Genomic DNA, 16,082 nt, shown 5'->3' on the forward strand with positions numbered 1-16,082 from the left:
ATCCAAACTATTGAATCACTCATTCACGAATTTTTCCAATGAAAAAGATATTCATGCTTACCTCACTGCTGACGGCCGGACTGGTTACGTCGTGCAGCGAGTCATTTCTGGACGTACGGCCACAGGGTGTGGCTTCGCTGCAACAACTTTCCAATAAAAACGGCGTTAATGCGCTGCTGATCGGGGCCTATTCCTTGCTCGACGGTATCGGCTCCGGAACAACCGACTGGCACGCAGCGGTTTCCAACTGGGTCTACGGTGGTGTGGCGTCTGACGATGCCTACAAAGGAACCGATGCCAGTGACCAGCCCGAAATTACCGGAATTGAGCGGTATGAAGTGCAGCCGGGTTTTGTTCACATGCGCGGAAAATGGCGGCACGTGTACGACGCGATTTCGCGCTGCAACGAAGTGATTCAGACCGTTGCGCTGGCCAGTGACATGACCGACGCCGAAAAAACGCTGGTGATTGCGCAGGCCCGGTTCCTGCGGGGGCATTACCACTTCGAGGCCAAAAAAATGTGGAATATGGTGCCGTATATTGACGATAAAATCTATAAGGCTACCGATCCTAACTCGACCAAAGTGCCCAACAACAAGGATATCTGGCCGAACATCGCGGATGACTTCAAGTTTGCAGTAGAAAATCTGCCCGAGACCCAGGTGCAGAAGGGCCGGGCCACGAAATTTGCGGCCATGGCTTTTCTGGCCAAAACGTATCTGTTCCAACGCAAATATGCCGAAGCCAAACCGTTGCTTGAGGGCATTGTAAACAGCGGCAAATACCGGCTGGTCGATTACCTGGATAATTTCCGGGCCGCCACCAACAACAACGCCGAATCCATTTTTGAAGTGCAGTTTTCGGTGAATGATGGCACCAACGGCAACAACGGGAACGCCGGAGAAACGCTGAACTGGCCGTACTTTTCGGGCGCACCGGGCGGGGGATGCTGCGGTTTTTACCAGCCGTCGCTCAATCTGGTGAATGCCTTCAAGACCGATGCCAACGGCCTGCCGCTGCTGAATACGTTCAATGACACGGACCTGAAAAGCGACCAGGGACTAAAAATTACCGATCCGTATACGCCGGATATGCAGACGCCGGTTGACCCCCGGCTGGATCATACCGTCGGACGCCGGGGCATACCGTTTCTCGATTGGGGCCCTATGCCGGGCGTGACCTGGGTGCGGGATCAGGTCTACGCCGGACCGTATACCGGCAAAAAATGGATGTATTTCAAAAGCGAAGAAGGCACCAATACCCACTCGACCAATAAACGCCGGGTGGCCAACAATTACCGGATGATCCGGTATGCGCACGTACTGCTGTGGCTGGCCGAAGTCGAAACGGAAGTTGGGAGCCTCGATAAAGCGCGTGAATACGTGAACATGATCCGGAAACGGGCCCAAACCAGTATGCCGGTTTCGATGGTAGACGGAAAACCTGCGGCCAACTACCTGGTGAATGAATACCCGGCGGGTTCTCCGGCTTTTGCCAGCAAGGCCGAAGCCTGGAAAGCCGTCCGGCACGAGGAGCGGCTGGAATTTGCGATGGAAGGCCACCGGTTTTTTGATCTGGTTCGCTGGGGAATTGCCGCTGAAACCATCTCTCAATATCTCTCCGTTGAATCGAAAAAACGGGCCTATCTGAATGGAGCCGCGTTCACGAAGGGCAAGCACGAATACTTCCCGCTGCCGGTCGATGAAATCAACAACAGTTACCTGGATGGCAAGCCGACGCTGGTTCAGAATCCGGGCTATTAACGGTTGAGAAGAAAGACAAGAGAAGAAAGACAAGAGCGCAAAGAAATCTTCGGAAGTCTTTACGCTCTTGTCTTTTCTCTTTTGTCTCTATCGAAACTCCAGTACTTTTTTCGACTGGCTGCTTTCGTTGGCCAGTTCAATGATCCGGATAACGGCAATCGCCTGCTCAGGCGTGACTTCCTGCGGTTTTTCACCGACGATGGCCCGGTACAGGTTATCGTAAAAATGATGGTAATTGCCCGGCTGGCTCGGGAAGGTAAAACGGCCTTCCGGCGTGGTCAGCATACCGTACTGGCTTTCGGGTTCGGCCCCCCAGTCCGGCGTATTGGGCAGAATGTTTTTGCGCTGGGTTTCTTCCTGAATGTCCAGACCGTATTTGATGAATGAGCCTTTCGTACCGTGGATGATGTAGCGCAGGCTGCTGTCAATGGTCAGCATGGACGATTTCAGAATCACGCGCTTGTCCGGGTAGAACAGCCGTACATCGAAATAATCGTCCAGCACACCGCCTTTCCGAATAATCCGGACATCGCCCGAAACCGATTCGGGTAGACCAAACAGGGCTACGGCCTGGTCGATCAGGTGCGAACCTAAATTGTAAAGATTACCTCCGCCGTCGGTGTCCTGCTCCTTCCAGCTATTGGCTACATCCGGGCGGAACCGGTCATACCGGCATTCGTACTCCACAATATCACCCAGCTGATCTTCCCGCAGAAGTTGCTGAATGGTCAGAAAATCGGCGTCGTAGCGTCGGTTCTGGTACGGAATCGCTACCAGCCCTTTCTGCCGGGCGAGTTCCAGCAGTTCGCGGGCCTGAGCCGAGGTGTTGGCAAACGGTTTTTCGATCAGTACGTGTTTTCCGGCTTCCAGTGCGGCTTTGGCGTAGGCAAAATGGGTGTCGTTGGGCGAACTGACAATGATGAGGTCAATCGCCGGATCGGCCAGTAACGCTTCGTGGCTGCGCACGGTTTGAATCGTCGGGTCGAAGGCTTCCGCTTCGTTGCGGTGCCGTTCAACCACTTTCGTGATTTTAAAATGGGGATTGACCGTCAGAAAAGGCGCGTGGAAATACCGGCCCGACAGTCCGAATCCGATTATTCCAACCTGAATGGTACGAGACATGGGATAGTAGGAAACAAAGTTGCGGGCCGAAGATGGCTATTTTTGCCCAGAAGGTCAACAATAGGCCATAATCTGTCGGAGACCAAGAAAAATGCTATCTTTGGAAGTGAATTATATTGCGCAATGACACGACGCTTTCGGGGAATTGACGAGTTAGATGCCGTTGCCGGGCAATTGATCGATGCCGGACGTTTGTATTCCGTCTGGTTGTTCGAGGGCCAAATGGGGGCGGGGAAGACCACACTGATCAAGGCGATCTGTCGGCGGTTGGGGGTGGTTAATACCGTTCAGAGTCCGACGTTTTCGATTGTAAATGAGTATATTACCGAGTCTGGTGAATCCGTTTATCATTTTGATTGTTACCGGCTCCGGGACGAAGAAGAAGCCCTGGACAGTGGTTTGGAAGAATACATTGATTCGGGAGCGCGCTGCCTGATTGAGTGGCCGGAACGGATTGCTGGCCTGCTGCCGCCCGACGCCTGGACGATTCATTTGCGGGTGGAAAACGAAGAACGAGTACTAGAAACCTATTAGACACACAACGTACGGATTAAGGAGGACGAATTATTCAAAAACTTTGGAACCGGCTGAGCCGGGTTTGAAAAAGTTCGTCATTCGCAGTTCGTCAGTCATAAATCCCGTTTATAGTGACAGGGTTTGAAGAACTAGCAAAGCAAACGGCACTTTATCCGCAGGAAGCCCCTGCCGCTGTTAAAAAGCATAAAGGTAGCCTGATGATCGGGTTGCCCAAAGAGGTATCCCTTCAGGAAAACCGGATTGCACTCACGCCGGAAGCCGTCGCCATTCTGGTCCGGAACGGCCACGAGGTGCTGGTCGAAAAAGGGGCCGGGGCCGGCGCAAAATTTTCGGATAATGATTACAGCGAAGCCGGGGCATTGGTTGCTCCGTCGGCCAAGGAAGTCTACGACGCGAATCTGATTCTGAAAGTTGAGCCGCTGGTTGAGCAGGAGTTTGAGTATATCAAACCCGGCAGCACGCTGATTTCGGCTGTTAATCTGCCCAACCACGACCGCAAATACTTTGAACGGCTGAACGGCAAAAAAATCACCGCGCTCGGGTACGAATACATTGAGGATAAGGTGGGCGGTATGCCGGTCATCCGGGCCATGAGTGAGATTGCCGGCAGCACCGTCATGCTTATTGCGGGCGAGTACCTGAGCAGTGCCAACAACGGTCGGGGAGTCATTCTGGGCGGTATTACGGGCGTTCCGCCGACCAAAGTCGTGATTCTGGGCGCGGGAACGGTGGCCGAATATGCCGCCCGGACCGCACTGGGGCTGGGGGCCGAAATCAAGGTTTTCGACAAGCATATCTACAAGCTGCAACGGCTGAAATACGCCATCGGCCAGCATATTTACACGTCTATTATCGAGACGGATACCCTTTCCGAAGCCATTCAGCGGGCCGATGTGGTGATTGGCGCCATGCGGGCCGAAGACGGGCTGAGTCCGGTGGTGGTGACGCAGGAAATGGTATCGCACATGAAGCTCGACGCGGTGATTATCGACGTTTCAATCGATCAGGGCGGTAATATTGAGACGTCCCGAATGACAACCCATAAGGAACCCACCTACAAGCTGCACGATGTCATTCATTACTGCGTTCCGAACATTCCGTCGCGGGTAGCCCACACGGCCAGTCTGGCGCTCAGTAACATTTTTCTGCCGTTTCTGTTAAAGACAGGAACCCTCGGCGGTATTGAGGAAATGATGTTTGCAAACCGCTGGTTCATGAAGGGCGTTTATAGCCATAACGGTTTGTTAACCAACGCCTACATTGCTAAAAAATTCAATATGCGCTACAAGGACCTGAGTCTCCTGCTGGCCGCACGAATTTAGTTGAACGGTTTATTGTTTTCTGGTTGGGATATCTGTAGCCGGAAATCCGTGTTCCATAAACTGTCAGGACCATGATTCATCATAGTAACGAAAATACCCTTCTCGACGACGCGAATTCGCCGGAGATCAACCGGAAACTGATGAGCGCGGTTTCGTCGGATTTTATTAAAGTAGCCGACGCCCTGCGCGAAGCTTCGTATCAGATTCGGAAGCGCGGTTTTTCGGAAAACCCCATTTTTATTGCTTCCCGCCGACCGACGGAGATGGGCCAGCTGCTGCTCGGCCCGAACGAACTGGCCGGTAACACCTGGATGTACCGGGCGTCGCTGCTGGATGAGTTTGTGCAGCGCCGGTTGGTCGGGGAGGAGTCGGTGGAGTTGTTTAAGGAAAATTATAAAAACCCCGACGAATTCTGCTGCCTGTTCGTCATCGACGGCGATTTCGCCGGGTTTATTTTTATTCCGTTCCCGGAAGATTAGTCCCGTTTGTCGTCCGCTATTTGCAAATCCGGTATTTATTGTAGTCCCACGTTTTGCGGATTCCGGCGTAGACGGCGCTGCTGTTCTGGAGCAGGTCGCCCTGATCGGCGGCCGCCGAGAAGTTGATCCGTAAACCGTGTTGGTTGAGGGGCAATTCGAGCATCATGTAGGACGAGAACTGCCGGGCGGTTTCCGAAAAAGGAGCGTCGTAGGTTCCGTAGTTTTGGCTGTAGGAGAACTTAAACTGGAAGCCGCAGTTGGTGGCAAACTTTCCCTGAATGCCGGTGTGATAGGCCCGTACCCGGTTGTTGCTGAAAAAACCGTATTGCGATAACTCCGGTCGGGTGTCGGTAACGGGTGTGATGAACGGAGTACCGATGGTCCGCCCGAAATACGACCAGCCGTCCCGATACTGGGCGTGGTTAAAATAATTGTCGCGCCCCCGAAATTTATAGTGATCGTCGAAAACACCCCCGCCCTGGCTTTTGGTGTATAAAAATTCAAGGACAGCCCCGGTGATCCGCAGGCCGGAAGGGGCCGGGTTCAGATTCCGGAACCGCAAACCCGTCAGACCGTCTTCAATGTTGGTCAGGTAATACAACGAACCGTCTTCGTAAACACTCTGGTGGTACAGCAGAAACGAAACGCTCTTAGAACTGTATTCTACCCCTACGTCAATGCTTCCCAGGTGATTGCCGATGCGGTTTTCGCGGTCAAAACGGCTGTAACGCGTGGTGTCGAGTTCAATCAGTCGGCCTAGGCTATTGCCCGTTAACACAAACAGATAATCCTGAAGGCGGGCGGGAAACCGTCCGTCTTTCACCAGCGACTCTGGTAACTGATCGGTCATACCGCCCCACTGGGCCTGATGGTTAAATCCGGCGTAGAACTTAACGGGCCAGTTGGGTTTCCCCAGCCGCGCATACAGCGATTTCTGGTGCAGGTACGAATGGGTAACTTTCCGGTTGTGATTACCAAACCAGCCGTGAGCAAAGGTTCCCCGGAAGGCCAGCAGGCCCTTCGTGAATCCAATCGGTGTATAATCAGGTAAGCTAATTTGCACTTTGGGCATGGGAAGCGCATTGCCCGACCAGCTATACGACCCCGAACTGAGGGTGGAATCGACCAGCCCAACGATCTCGCGCCGACGCCCGGCTACAATGTCGAAAACACCGGCCCGGACTTTTACATAAGCTTCTGGTAGTAGTACTGATTTCTTTGCTTGAGCATCCAAATTGTAGGCCATTTCAAAACCGTAACCGATTCCAAACCGGTCTTTTCGTTTGTTTGTGGGCGTATCTGATAGCGGATAAAACCGGTAGTCCTGCTGGATACCCGCCCGTAGACTGGCGTACGGCAGCGTATTGGGAACAATACCGTATTGATTGGTGCGCATCCAGAAGGGCGTTGGTTGGCCCGGCGTGTAAAACCCACCCAACTCCGCAAAAAAACGCGTTGGGCGGGTTTCAACGACGGGCTGACCCAGCGTAAAAAGTGGACAGAGAAAATAGAGAAGTAGCGCTCTGGTCATGGCTCATTGAAAAGATGGTCACAGTTCGATTGAGCACTTCGGGCGCTGGGTAAAAATAGATTTCCTTTTAAGCCACTGGCTTTCTCCGCATTTTAAAATCCGGAAAGGCTATGCTTACACAAACAACCTGAATTCTCATTATTTGTATAAGCAAATATAATTCCATTTTTTCGATTTACCCAATAATTCGGGGACCTTCCTGATTGATGCCCGACACGTACACTTCACTGCCGATGCCAACGGACTGAAAAGCCGCCTGCATGCTGCTACCCACCCGTTGGGCCGTGTCCTGGTCGCGGCTGAGGGCAAACATGGACGGACCGGAGCCGGAAATGCTGCATCCGAGGGCACCCGCGTCGAGGGCCGCCTGTTTTACTTCGTTGAATTCGGGAATGAGAATGGCGCGGATCGGTTCGATAATCACATCAACCATCGAACGGCCGATCAGGTCGTAATCCGGTTTCATCAGACCGGCGATCAGGCCCGCCACGTTGCCCATCTGGATGATGGTATTTTTCATCGACACCTCATTTTTCAGGATGTGCCGGGCGTCTTTGGTGTTTACTTCAATTTCCGGGTGAACAATTGTCGCGTAAAGTTGGGCGGGCGTGTTAATGGTGATGATATCCAGCGGGTTGTAGCTGCGGATTACCACGAAGCCACCCATCAGGGAAGGGGCTACGTTATCGGCGTGGGCCGAGCCGCAGGCCAGCCGTTCGCCTTCCATCGCAAACGGAAGCAGATCAAGCTGCTTGAGCGGACGACCCAGCAACTCGTTGACGGCAAATACCCCGGCCACGGCGCTGGCGGCACTGGAGCCCAGCCCGCTGCCCAACGGCATTTTTTTGTGCAGAGTAATGTCCAGTCCCTGATCGGATTCAATGTGTTTCAGGTACGTCTGAACGGCAATCCCGGCGGTATTCCGTTCGGTCTGCTTGGGCAAACGGCCTTCGTCGCCCAGGATGGCGTTAATCCGGACGCCCGGCTGATTGCTTTTACGGATTATAATTTCGTCACCGGGATTATCGACGGCAAAACCAAATATGTCAAAACCGCAGGCAACGTTGGCCACGGTGGCGGGGGCAAATACTTTTATAGAATCCACGGCTTTAAATTATTGCCAGTTGCAATAACGTTCTTTTAGCAAAGATACAAATTCGTTGGGCGGTTTGGTTCACGCCAGATAACTACCGATGCTGACCACGTCGGCAAATACGCCCGTTGCGGTTACTTCCGCACCCGCACCGGGACCTTTGATCACCAGCGGGCGCTCTTTATACCGTTCGGTTGTAAAGGAAATGATGTTGTCGGCTCCCGATAGCGAATAAAACGGATGCTCGAACCCAACCGACCGCAGTTCAATGGTCACCTTGCCATTCTCAAACGTGGCCACGTACCGCAGTTTTTCGTGACGGCTTTCGGCTTCCTGCAACAGATTTTCAAAATAAGCGTTATTGCGCTCCAGCTCCTCGAAAAAGGCCGGAATGCTGGGGGCCGCAATGCAGCTTTCGGGCAGCAGGTTGTTGATGGTTACATCCGACGGTTCGAGTTCAAAACCGGCTTCGCGGGCCAGAATCAGTATTTTCCGGGCCACATCCATACCACTCAGGTCTTCGCGCGGATCGGGTTCGGTAAAGCCTTTAGCTTTGGCTTCCCGCACCACGTCGGCAAACGAAACACCGGGTTTGAACGTGTTGAAAATGTAGGACAGCGTTCCGGACAGGATGGCTTCAATTTTCAGAAACCGGTCGCCGGAGGTCATCAGACCCTGCAATGTATTGATAATGGGGAGTCCCGCGCCCACGTTGGTTTCGTACAAAAACTTGACGCCCCGCCGGACCGTTGCCCGTTGCAGGCGCTTGTATTCGGCGTAGGAACCCGAATTGGCCACCTTGTTGGGCGTGACAATCGACACGTTGGCGTTCAGCAGCGGTTCGTAAAACAGGGGAATATCCTTGTCGGCCGTGCAGTCGATGAAAACGCTGTTGGGCAGGTTATAATCCTTCAGCTTGTCTACAAAGGCGGGGAGGGAGGTGGTAACACCTTCGTTGGAAAGACGCTCCTGCCAGTTGGTGAGGTCGATGCCTTTCGGATCGAGCAGCATTTTTTTGGTGTTCGAAACCCCAACCAGACAGATTCGCAGCGATTTTTCGGTTCGCAGGTATTCGTACTGCGCCTGAATCTGTTGCAGCAACGTCCGGCCAATAAGACCCGCGCCCACCAGATAGAGGTTCAGAATGCGGGCTTCGGACTGGAAAAAGACGTTGTGCATCGCGTTGAGCGCTTTCGAGAGGTTGTTCTTGTTGATCACCACCGAAATGTTGATTTCCGACGAACCCTGCGCGATGGCAATAATGTTGACCCCGTTTTTACCCAATACCGAAAAGAGCTTTCCGGCAATCCCGGAGCTTTTCTTCATGCCTTCGCCCACGGTTGCGATGATCGACAGGTCGCGTTCGATGCTGATGTTGTCGATATGACCGTGCGTGATTTCGGTCGCAAACTCAGCTTCCAGAATTTCGCGGACGCGGTCGGCGTTGCGCGGTTCGATGGCGAAACAGATGGAGTGTTCCGACGAAGCCTGCGAGATCAGAATGACGCTGATTTTGTAATGCGCCAGCGTACTGAACAGCTTGGCCGACACCCCGGCCACCCCAATCATCCCGCTGCCCTGGATGTTGACCAGCACAATGTCGTCGATCGACGAAATCCCCGTGATGGTGAAATCGCGCCGGTCGGCGGTGCGGCTGATTACCGTTCCTTCGTGGCCGGCGTTGAACGTATTCAGAATCCGGATCGGAATGTTCCTGGCAAAAGCCGGCTGTAGCGTGGGCGGGTAAATGACTTTAGCTCCGAAGTGACTCAGTTCCATCGCTTCGGCGTAGGTGATGGTCGGAATATTGAACGCGTTCGGCACCTTGCGCGGGTCGGCGGTCATCATACCGTCTACGTCGGTCCAGATGTCGATGAAATCGGCGTTCAGGGCCGCTCCCAGAATGGAAGCCGTATAGTCGGAGCCCCCGCGTCCGAGCGTGGTGGTTTCGTTCTGAGCCGTTGAACCGATAAAACCGGTCACAATGGGCAGATCGGCCCCGATGGTCGAGAAGTAGTCTTTAATTAATTGATGGGTCGTTGTTTCGTCCACTTCCGCCATGCTGAACTGGGAGTCGGTGCGGATCAACTGGCGGGCGTCGCAATACCGGGCCGGAACGCCTTTGCTTTTCAGGCATTCGCTGATGACCAGACAGGAAAGGCGCTCGCCGAAACTCATTACCAGATCGAGCGTACGGTCGGACAATTCGCGGATCAGCGACACACCCCGCAGCAAGTCTTCCAGTTCGTTGACGGTACCGCGGACGGTTGCAAATACCTTGCTCTGCTCCTTAATCGGAATCAATCCTTTAATGACGTTGAAGTGCCGGTCTTCAATACCCCGAATCAGCTCCAGGTAATCCGGATTGCTGGTAGCCGCCATCCGGCCAATTTCAATCAACTGATTGGTGACGCCACTCATGGCCGACAAGACAACTGCACCGAGCGCATCGCCGTTCTGGCGGTGATTTAAGATGATGGCAATGACCTTCTTAATATTCTCAACGGACTTTACCGACGTTCCGCCAAATTTCAGGACGTTCATACAGTGGGAAATTATAGAATGATGGATTGTGGGTCCAACTGACCGACAACCTGGCTTTCGAATGGTGATGAAGAAAAGGAGCGCAAATATAGAGAAAAAGCAGCTTGTGTGTTGCAAAGAAATCGAAACCAAAAGCGAGTCATTGGGCAGGAAAAATGCCTGAGCGGACGAAAACCGCTGGACACCGTCCGGATTTTTGTCTCAAGCCGTAGGCCAGGGGGCAGCGGGTCACGTGTGGCAGAAATGCCGGAAAATTCGTACTTTCACTAAACGAACAAATCCGTGTAACACACTGTTCTCTCACTAATACTGCTGACTAACGACCGTATCCATGAAAGGCTTCCAATTCTCTAATTATATTCCGCCTGAAAAAAAAGAAGGCAGTAAATTCGACCAGTTGCTCAACATTTTTCAGCAGTTGCTGCTGATGACTTCCGGCAATGTAGAGCAGGCACTGGCTTACCTGAACGACCTCGACCGGCGCTATGGCCTGACCGACGACAAATACGGTATTGGCAACTTTGTCGAGGAAATGAAAGAAAAAGGCTACCTGACCGAGCAGAACGAAGAAGGCACGCTGGCAATGACGGCCAAAAGCGAGCAGTCCATCCGGCGGTCGGCGCTGGAGGAAATTTTCGGGAAGCTGAAACGCTCGAAATCCGGCGGCAATCACCACACACCGTATTCCGGCGTGGGCGATGAACTGAGCAGCGACCTGCGCGATTTTCAGTTTGGCGATACGCTCGAACAGATTTCCATGACCGAATCCATTCGTAATGCCCAGATCAACAGCGGGGTAGACGAGTTTCGGTTGATGGAGCGCGACCTGGAGGTGGTTGAAAAAGAACAGAAAACCCAGACCTCGACCGTGCTGATGATCGACGTTAGCCACTCGATGATTCTCTACGGCGAAGACCGGATTACGCCCGCCAAAAAAGTGGGCATGGCGTTGGTGGAACTCATCAAACAGAAGTACCCGAAAGACACCCTCGACATTATTGTGTTTGGCAACGACGCCTGGCAGATTCAGGTAAAGGATTTGCCGTACCTGGAGGTGGGGCCGTACCACACCAATACCGTGGCCGGACTCGAACTGGCAATGGATCTGCTGCGTCGGCGCAAAAACAAGAACAAGCAGATTTTCATGATCACCGATGGCAAGCCGACGTGTCTGAAAGAGGGTATCAAGTATTACAAAAACAGCTTCGGGCTTGACCGCAAGATTGTTTCGAAAACCCTGACGCTGGCCGCTCAATGCCGTCGGCTTGATATTCCGATTACGACCTTTATGATCGCGTCAGATCCGTACCTGAAGCAGTTTGTGCACGAATTTACTAAAGTAAACAACGGCCGGGCCTACTACAGCAGTTTGCAGGGGCTGGGTAATATGATGTTTGAAGATTTCCAGCGGAACCGACGCAAGAACATCAAATGAGGAAGGGCGACCGCCCGAAAAACTAATTCCGGCGAATCCCCGTTAATTCAAAAAGCCACTATTTCGACGTTACACAACGATTTCATGAGCTATTCATCTTTGAAGAGTAAAGAGTTATTAAAAATAAAAACCCTCGGCGAACTGAAAGCCGCCGGTTACAAACCAAAATCCATCAAGCAGGAACTTCGCGATAACTTAATTGAAAAAATTAAGGAGAAAGAGGTTGTCTTCCCGGGCATCTGGGGCTACGAAGATACCGTGATACCGGAGGTAGAGCGGGCCATTCTGTCGATGCACCACATCAACCTGCTCGGGTTGCGGGGACAGGCCAAAACCCGGATTGCCCGGTTGATGATTAATCTGCTCGACGAATACATTCCGGTGCTGGAAGGCTCAGAACTAAACGACGATCCGTTGCAGCCGCTTTCCCGCTACGCCCACGATGTGATTGCCGAGAAAGGCGACGCAGCCCCGATTGCCTGGATGCACCGCAGCGACCGGTATACTGAAAAACTGGCTACACCCGACGTTTCGGTGGCCGACCTCATTGGCGATGTTGATCCGATCAAGGCCGCGACGCTGAAATTACCGTATTCGGACGAACGCACCATTCACTTCGGGTTGATTCCGCGCTCACACCGCGGCATTTTCGTAATCAACGAATTGCCCGATTTGCAGGCCCGGATTCAGGTATCGCTGTTCAATATTTTGCAGGAAGGCGATATTCAGATTCGCGGTTTCAAACTGCGGTTACCGCTCGATCTTCAGTTTGTGTTTACCGCCAACCCCGAAGATTATACGAATCGGGGCAGCATCGTAACACCGCTGAAAGACCGGATTGACAGCCAGATTGTGACGCACTATCCGAAGTCGCTGGAAGTGGGTAAGAAGATTACCATGCAGGAAGCCATTGTCAAAACCGAGCAGAAAGGCATGGTCAAAACCAATGACCTGATTACCGATCTGATTGAGCAGATTGCGCTGGAAGCCCGTGAAAGTGAGTATGTTGATGCCAAGAGCGGGGTGTCGGCGCGGTTGACCATTGCGGCTTACGAGAACCTGTTGTCGGCAGCCGAACGCCGGGCGCTGCTCAATGGCGAGAAGGAAACCTACGTCCGGATTACGGATTTGTATGGCGTGGTTCCGGCCATCTGCGGCAAAGTAGAACTGGTATACGAAGGTGAAGTGGAAGGCCCGGTAATTGTGGCCCAGAACCTGATTGGGAAAGCCATCCGGACGCAGTTTCTGAATTATTTCCCGAATCCGGAAAAAGCCAAAAAACAGAAGGGCGGCAATCCCTACAAGAAAATAACCGACTGGTTCGGCGACGGCAATATCATGGAGTTTCTGAATGATATGCCTACCCGCGACTACGAAAACCGCCTGCGGGCCATCGACGGATTAGACGATGTAGTCGATTCACTGCATTCGCGTCTGAGTCGGCAGGAAAAGCTCTTTATGATGGAGTTTGCCCTGCACGGCCTGGCCGAATACTCACTTGTTGGCAAGAAGGCGCTGGATACCGGCCAGCAATTCAAAGACCTGTTGGGCAGTATGTTCAGCCCCGGCAGCTCGTTCGGCGGAGACGACGACGATGACGACGAAGACCGGTTTTAAAGAGTTAAGAATTATGAGTGAAGAGTTATGAGTTGGCTGACGCGTTACGTTAGTGCAACTCTTAACTCTTCACTCATAATTCATCACTAAAAAAAGGCAGCTCTCTTACGGAGGGCTGCCTTTTTTTGTGTCGTAAAATGCTACAGGGAAACTACGCAAAATGAAAATCACGTAGTTTTTCTCTAACCGGGCCTGCCAAAGCGATATAATTTTGTGCCAACAGTAACACAACAAATACACTCTACTTAATCACTAAAATGAAAGCGTCCTTATTGACCGTCTGTCTGGTCGCCGTCGGCCTGTGGGCAGAGGCTCAGACAACGAAGCCCAAAACCACGGCCACGGCTGCCAAACCCAAATCAACCGCTACCGCCCAAAAGAAGCCGGTGGCCACTACACCGAAAAAAACGACCACGGCCTACAAGCCCAAAACCGTTGCTAAAAAACCGGTAGCCCAACCCGCCGTCGCCACCGCGCCAAAAGCAACCACCACGGCCGTAACTTCCACCACCACAGCCGCCGAAACCGAACCCGTGCTGGCTCAGCAAACCGTTGCCGAAACGAAGCCGCAGACGGAAGTAGCCGGAAAGGAAACCACCAAACGGTCGAAGAAAGGAAAAGCTGAGAAGCCGGAAAAGGAAAAAGCACCCAAAGCCGAAAAAGTGGCAAAAGTAAAACCGGAAAAACCCGCCAGGATCAAGACTGAAAGCCAGTACTCGGGCAAAGGTTTGTCGGTCGGGATTCGGGGGGGCGTCAATACCTGGATGAACGAGTTTGTACCGGACGATCTGAGCGGAAGCGGGGGTGAACAGACCGTGGCACCCGGGTTTACGGGTGGTCTGGTGATCAACTACGGCCTTGGCAACGTTTTCTCGATTCAACCCGAAATTTTGTACACACGTCGGTCGGTGAAGTTTTCGGGCGAAGCGGAAGGCCAGAAGGTTTCTTTTCTCTTATCAACCAATGCTGTCGAAATTCCGCTTTTGCTCAAACTATCGTTTGGACGGAAAACCCGGGTATTCGTCAATGCTGGGCCGTATGCGGCTTACGGCCTGGACGCCAGGCTTAAAGTGGTAGCCGACGGAGAAACCCTTTACGATGAAAAGCAGAAGTTAACCAAAGACGATGCCCGGCTGGAATATGGTGTAACCGGTGGTTTGGGCATCGCAATTCCGGCGGGTCCGGGCCGATTGACAATCGAAGGACGGTATATCTACAGCCTGGGCACCAACGCCGATCCGCAACCGGCTGAATACATCAGCAATCAGGTTGCCACCGTCTCGGTTGGCTACGTCATACCGCTCGGCAGACGATAAGCAAGCGAACGCAGGAAGCGTCCCGAAAACGCTTCCTGTCCGACGAACGGTTAATCCACGATTACCGCCGTGCCGTTGGCGCTAACCATAAGCAGGCCACCATTGCCTCCGATGGTTTGGTAATCCAGATCGACGCCAATCACGGCATTGGCACCCAGTCGTTGCGCCTGTTCAATCATTTCTTTCATGGCAATGCTTTTCGCTTCGCGCAGAGCCTGTTCATAAGCCGCTGACCGGCCACCGACGACATCGCGCACGGTTGCAAAGAAATCTTTGATGAGGTTGGAACCAATAATGGCTTCACCGTTGGCAAGGCCCAGGTATTTCGCAATTCGTTTGCCTTCGATGTTGGAAGTAGTTGTTACCAGCATAAAGTTAAGTAGAGTGTAACCGCCTGACGGCTCCTGATTTTGAGATGACGCGATGGGTCAAAATTAAATATCGGGATGACACGGTTTTGCAGAGTTACACAGAAGATTATTTTTTAAGTATAGGAGATTTATTTTGCCGTATAGGCGGTATCCGTAACCTTACGACGGAACGGAAAGCGATACAGCTGGTCTGACTGGCAGACCGGTATGGAATGCAGAGAAACACTTCATACGGCAGATGTTGCTGTTTAAACATAAAGATACGCATTTCATAAGAAAGGCATTGGCTGACCGCACCAATTTTGTCCAATTTTAGACCACAAACCAATTTTTTTAACAATTCAACTTAAAACAACAATGAAAAAAACAACAGTACTCTTGAACCGTGTGAATTTCCGTTATGGCTGGACGTTGGTGATGTTACTGGCCCTGCCGCTGTGGTTTGCCAGCTGTAGCAAAGACAAAGACGGCAACGGCGAACCCGATGTAAAACCGAATGCCGTTGAAGGAAGCTGGAAAATTTCGGGTATGAAAACTGATGTAGATATTGAATTGCCCAATGGCACGAAAACCAGGGATTATTTTGTAATGATGAAAGCTCTATTCGGAACGGAAGCCGATGCGTTGATTGCCTGTCTGACTGATTCCAAGATCATCTTTAATGGAAATGGAACGGTTACGGGAACTTCATCGCCAAACTGTCAGTCAGAAGATGCCGACGACTATAATCCAATTGAAGATAAATCAACCTGGAAAGTAGATGGAAACAAAATGACAATTACCAGTGGTGGTACACCTGAAGTTTACGATATGACTATCAGTGGCAACACTATGACGTTATCAATGCCGGGAGAAGATATGAACGACGATGGCAAAGCGGATAAGACGATTATTGAAATGAAAAAAATATAAGATAAATTACCAAAAAGCGTCCACCGGCAACTCGGTGGAC

At 52.2% G+C, this 16,082-nt stretch carries 13 protein-coding genes; 8 read left to right on the top strand and 5 right to left on the bottom strand.

The features are described from left to right. The first annotated feature begins 38 nt into the window (after positions 1 to 38). Positions 39 to 1,763, top strand: a complete 1,725-nt coding sequence (locus LX87_RS20825) for a RagB/SusD family nutrient uptake outer membrane protein (protein ID WP_111630201.1) — start codon at positions 39 to 41, stop codon at positions 1,761 to 1,763. An 87-nt stretch (positions 1,764 to 1,850) separates the two neighbouring features. Here LX87_RS20825 and LX87_RS20830 read toward each other — a convergent pair whose 3' ends face one another. Beyond that, positions 1,851 to 2,885, bottom strand: coding sequence for an oxidoreductase (locus LX87_RS20830; RefSeq protein ID WP_111630202.1), 1,035 nt, complete (start codon positions 2,883 to 2,885; stop codon positions 1,851 to 1,853). A 123-nt stretch (positions 2,886 to 3,008) separates the two neighbouring features. Between LX87_RS20830 and tsaE the strand changes: the two genes are divergently transcribed. The 3 genes from tsaE to LX87_RS20845 all read left to right on the top strand — a co-directional run bounded on the left by tsaE (position 3,009) and on the right by LX87_RS20845 (position 5,223). Further along, positions 3,009 to 3,419 carry a tRNA (adenosine(37)-N6)-threonylcarbamoyltransferase complex ATPase subunit type 1 TsaE gene (gene tsaE, locus LX87_RS20835; RefSeq protein ID WP_111630203.1) on the top strand — a complete coding sequence of 137 codons (411 nt, stop codon included), beginning with the start codon at positions 3,009 to 3,011 and terminating at the stop codon, positions 3,417 to 3,419. 113 nt (positions 3,420 to 3,532) lie between these two features. Next, positions 3,533 to 4,744, top strand: coding sequence for an alanine dehydrogenase (locus LX87_RS20840; RefSeq protein ID WP_111630204.1), 1,212 nt, complete (start codon positions 3,533 to 3,535; stop codon positions 4,742 to 4,744). Positions 4,745 to 4,815: 71 nt separating this feature from the next. Then, positions 4,816 to 5,223, top strand: coding sequence for a hypothetical protein (locus tag LX87_RS20845; protein WP_111630205.1), 408 nt, complete (start codon positions 4,816 to 4,818; stop codon positions 5,221 to 5,223). A gap of 16 nt (positions 5,224 to 5,239) precedes the next feature. Here the strand turns inward: LX87_RS20845 and LX87_RS20850 are convergent, their stop codons facing one another. From LX87_RS20850 to thrA, 3 genes are all read right to left on the bottom strand, one after another. After that, positions 5,240 to 6,754 carry a capsule assembly Wzi family protein gene (locus tag LX87_RS20850; protein ID WP_111630206.1) on the bottom strand — a complete coding sequence of 505 codons (1,515 nt, stop codon included), beginning with the start codon at positions 6,752 to 6,754 and terminating at the stop codon, positions 5,240 to 5,242. A 175-nt stretch (positions 6,755 to 6,929) separates the two neighbouring features. Then, positions 6,930 to 7,859 (bottom strand): homoserine kinase, encoded by a 930-nt coding sequence (locus LX87_RS20855; RefSeq protein WP_111630207.1) that lies wholly within the window; start codon positions 7,857 to 7,859, stop codon positions 6,930 to 6,932. A gap of 69 nt (positions 7,860 to 7,928) precedes the next feature. Then, complete coding sequence (thrA, locus tag LX87_RS20860) at positions 7,929 to 10,391, bottom strand: bifunctional aspartate kinase/homoserine dehydrogenase I (protein ID WP_111630208.1); 2,463 nt, start codon at positions 10,389 to 10,391, stop codon at positions 7,929 to 7,931. 331 nt (positions 10,392 to 10,722) lie between these two features. On the opposite strand from thrA, the gene LX87_RS20865 reads away from it, so the two are divergent. The 3 genes from LX87_RS20865 to LX87_RS20875 all read left to right on the top strand — a co-directional run bounded on the left by LX87_RS20865 (position 10,723) and on the right by LX87_RS20875 (position 14,759). Continuing rightward, entirely contained in the window at positions 10,723 to 11,826 is a 1,104-nt protein-coding gene (locus tag LX87_RS20865) for a vWA domain-containing protein (protein ID WP_111630209.1), read from the top strand. An 84-nt stretch (positions 11,827 to 11,910) separates the two neighbouring features. Then, positions 11,911 to 13,443, top strand: coding sequence for a magnesium chelatase ATPase subunit I (locus LX87_RS20870; protein ID WP_111630210.1), 1,533 nt, complete (start codon positions 11,911 to 11,913; stop codon positions 13,441 to 13,443). Positions 13,444 to 13,700: 257 nt separating this feature from the next. Then, complete coding sequence (locus LX87_RS20875) at positions 13,701 to 14,759, top strand: porin family protein (protein ID WP_111630211.1); 1,059 nt, start codon at positions 13,701 to 13,703, stop codon at positions 14,757 to 14,759. A gap of 50 nt (positions 14,760 to 14,809) precedes the next feature. Here the strand turns inward: LX87_RS20875 and LX87_RS20880 are convergent, their stop codons facing one another. Continuing rightward, entirely contained in the window at positions 14,810 to 15,130 is a 321-nt protein-coding gene (locus LX87_RS20880; protein WP_111630212.1) for a heavy metal-binding domain-containing protein, read from the bottom strand. A 357-nt stretch (positions 15,131 to 15,487) separates the two neighbouring features. Between LX87_RS20880 and LX87_RS20885 the strand changes: the two genes are divergently transcribed. Continuing rightward, positions 15,488 to 16,042, top strand: coding sequence for a lipocalin-like domain-containing protein (locus tag LX87_RS20885; RefSeq protein ID WP_111630213.1), 555 nt, complete (start codon positions 15,488 to 15,490; stop codon positions 16,040 to 16,042). Positions 16,043 to 16,082: the final 40 nt, after the last annotated feature.

This window comes from Larkinella arboricola (genome assembly GCF_003259745.1).
Lineage (GTDB): Bacteria > Bacteroidota > Bacteroidia > Cytophagales > Spirosomataceae > Larkinella > Larkinella arboricola.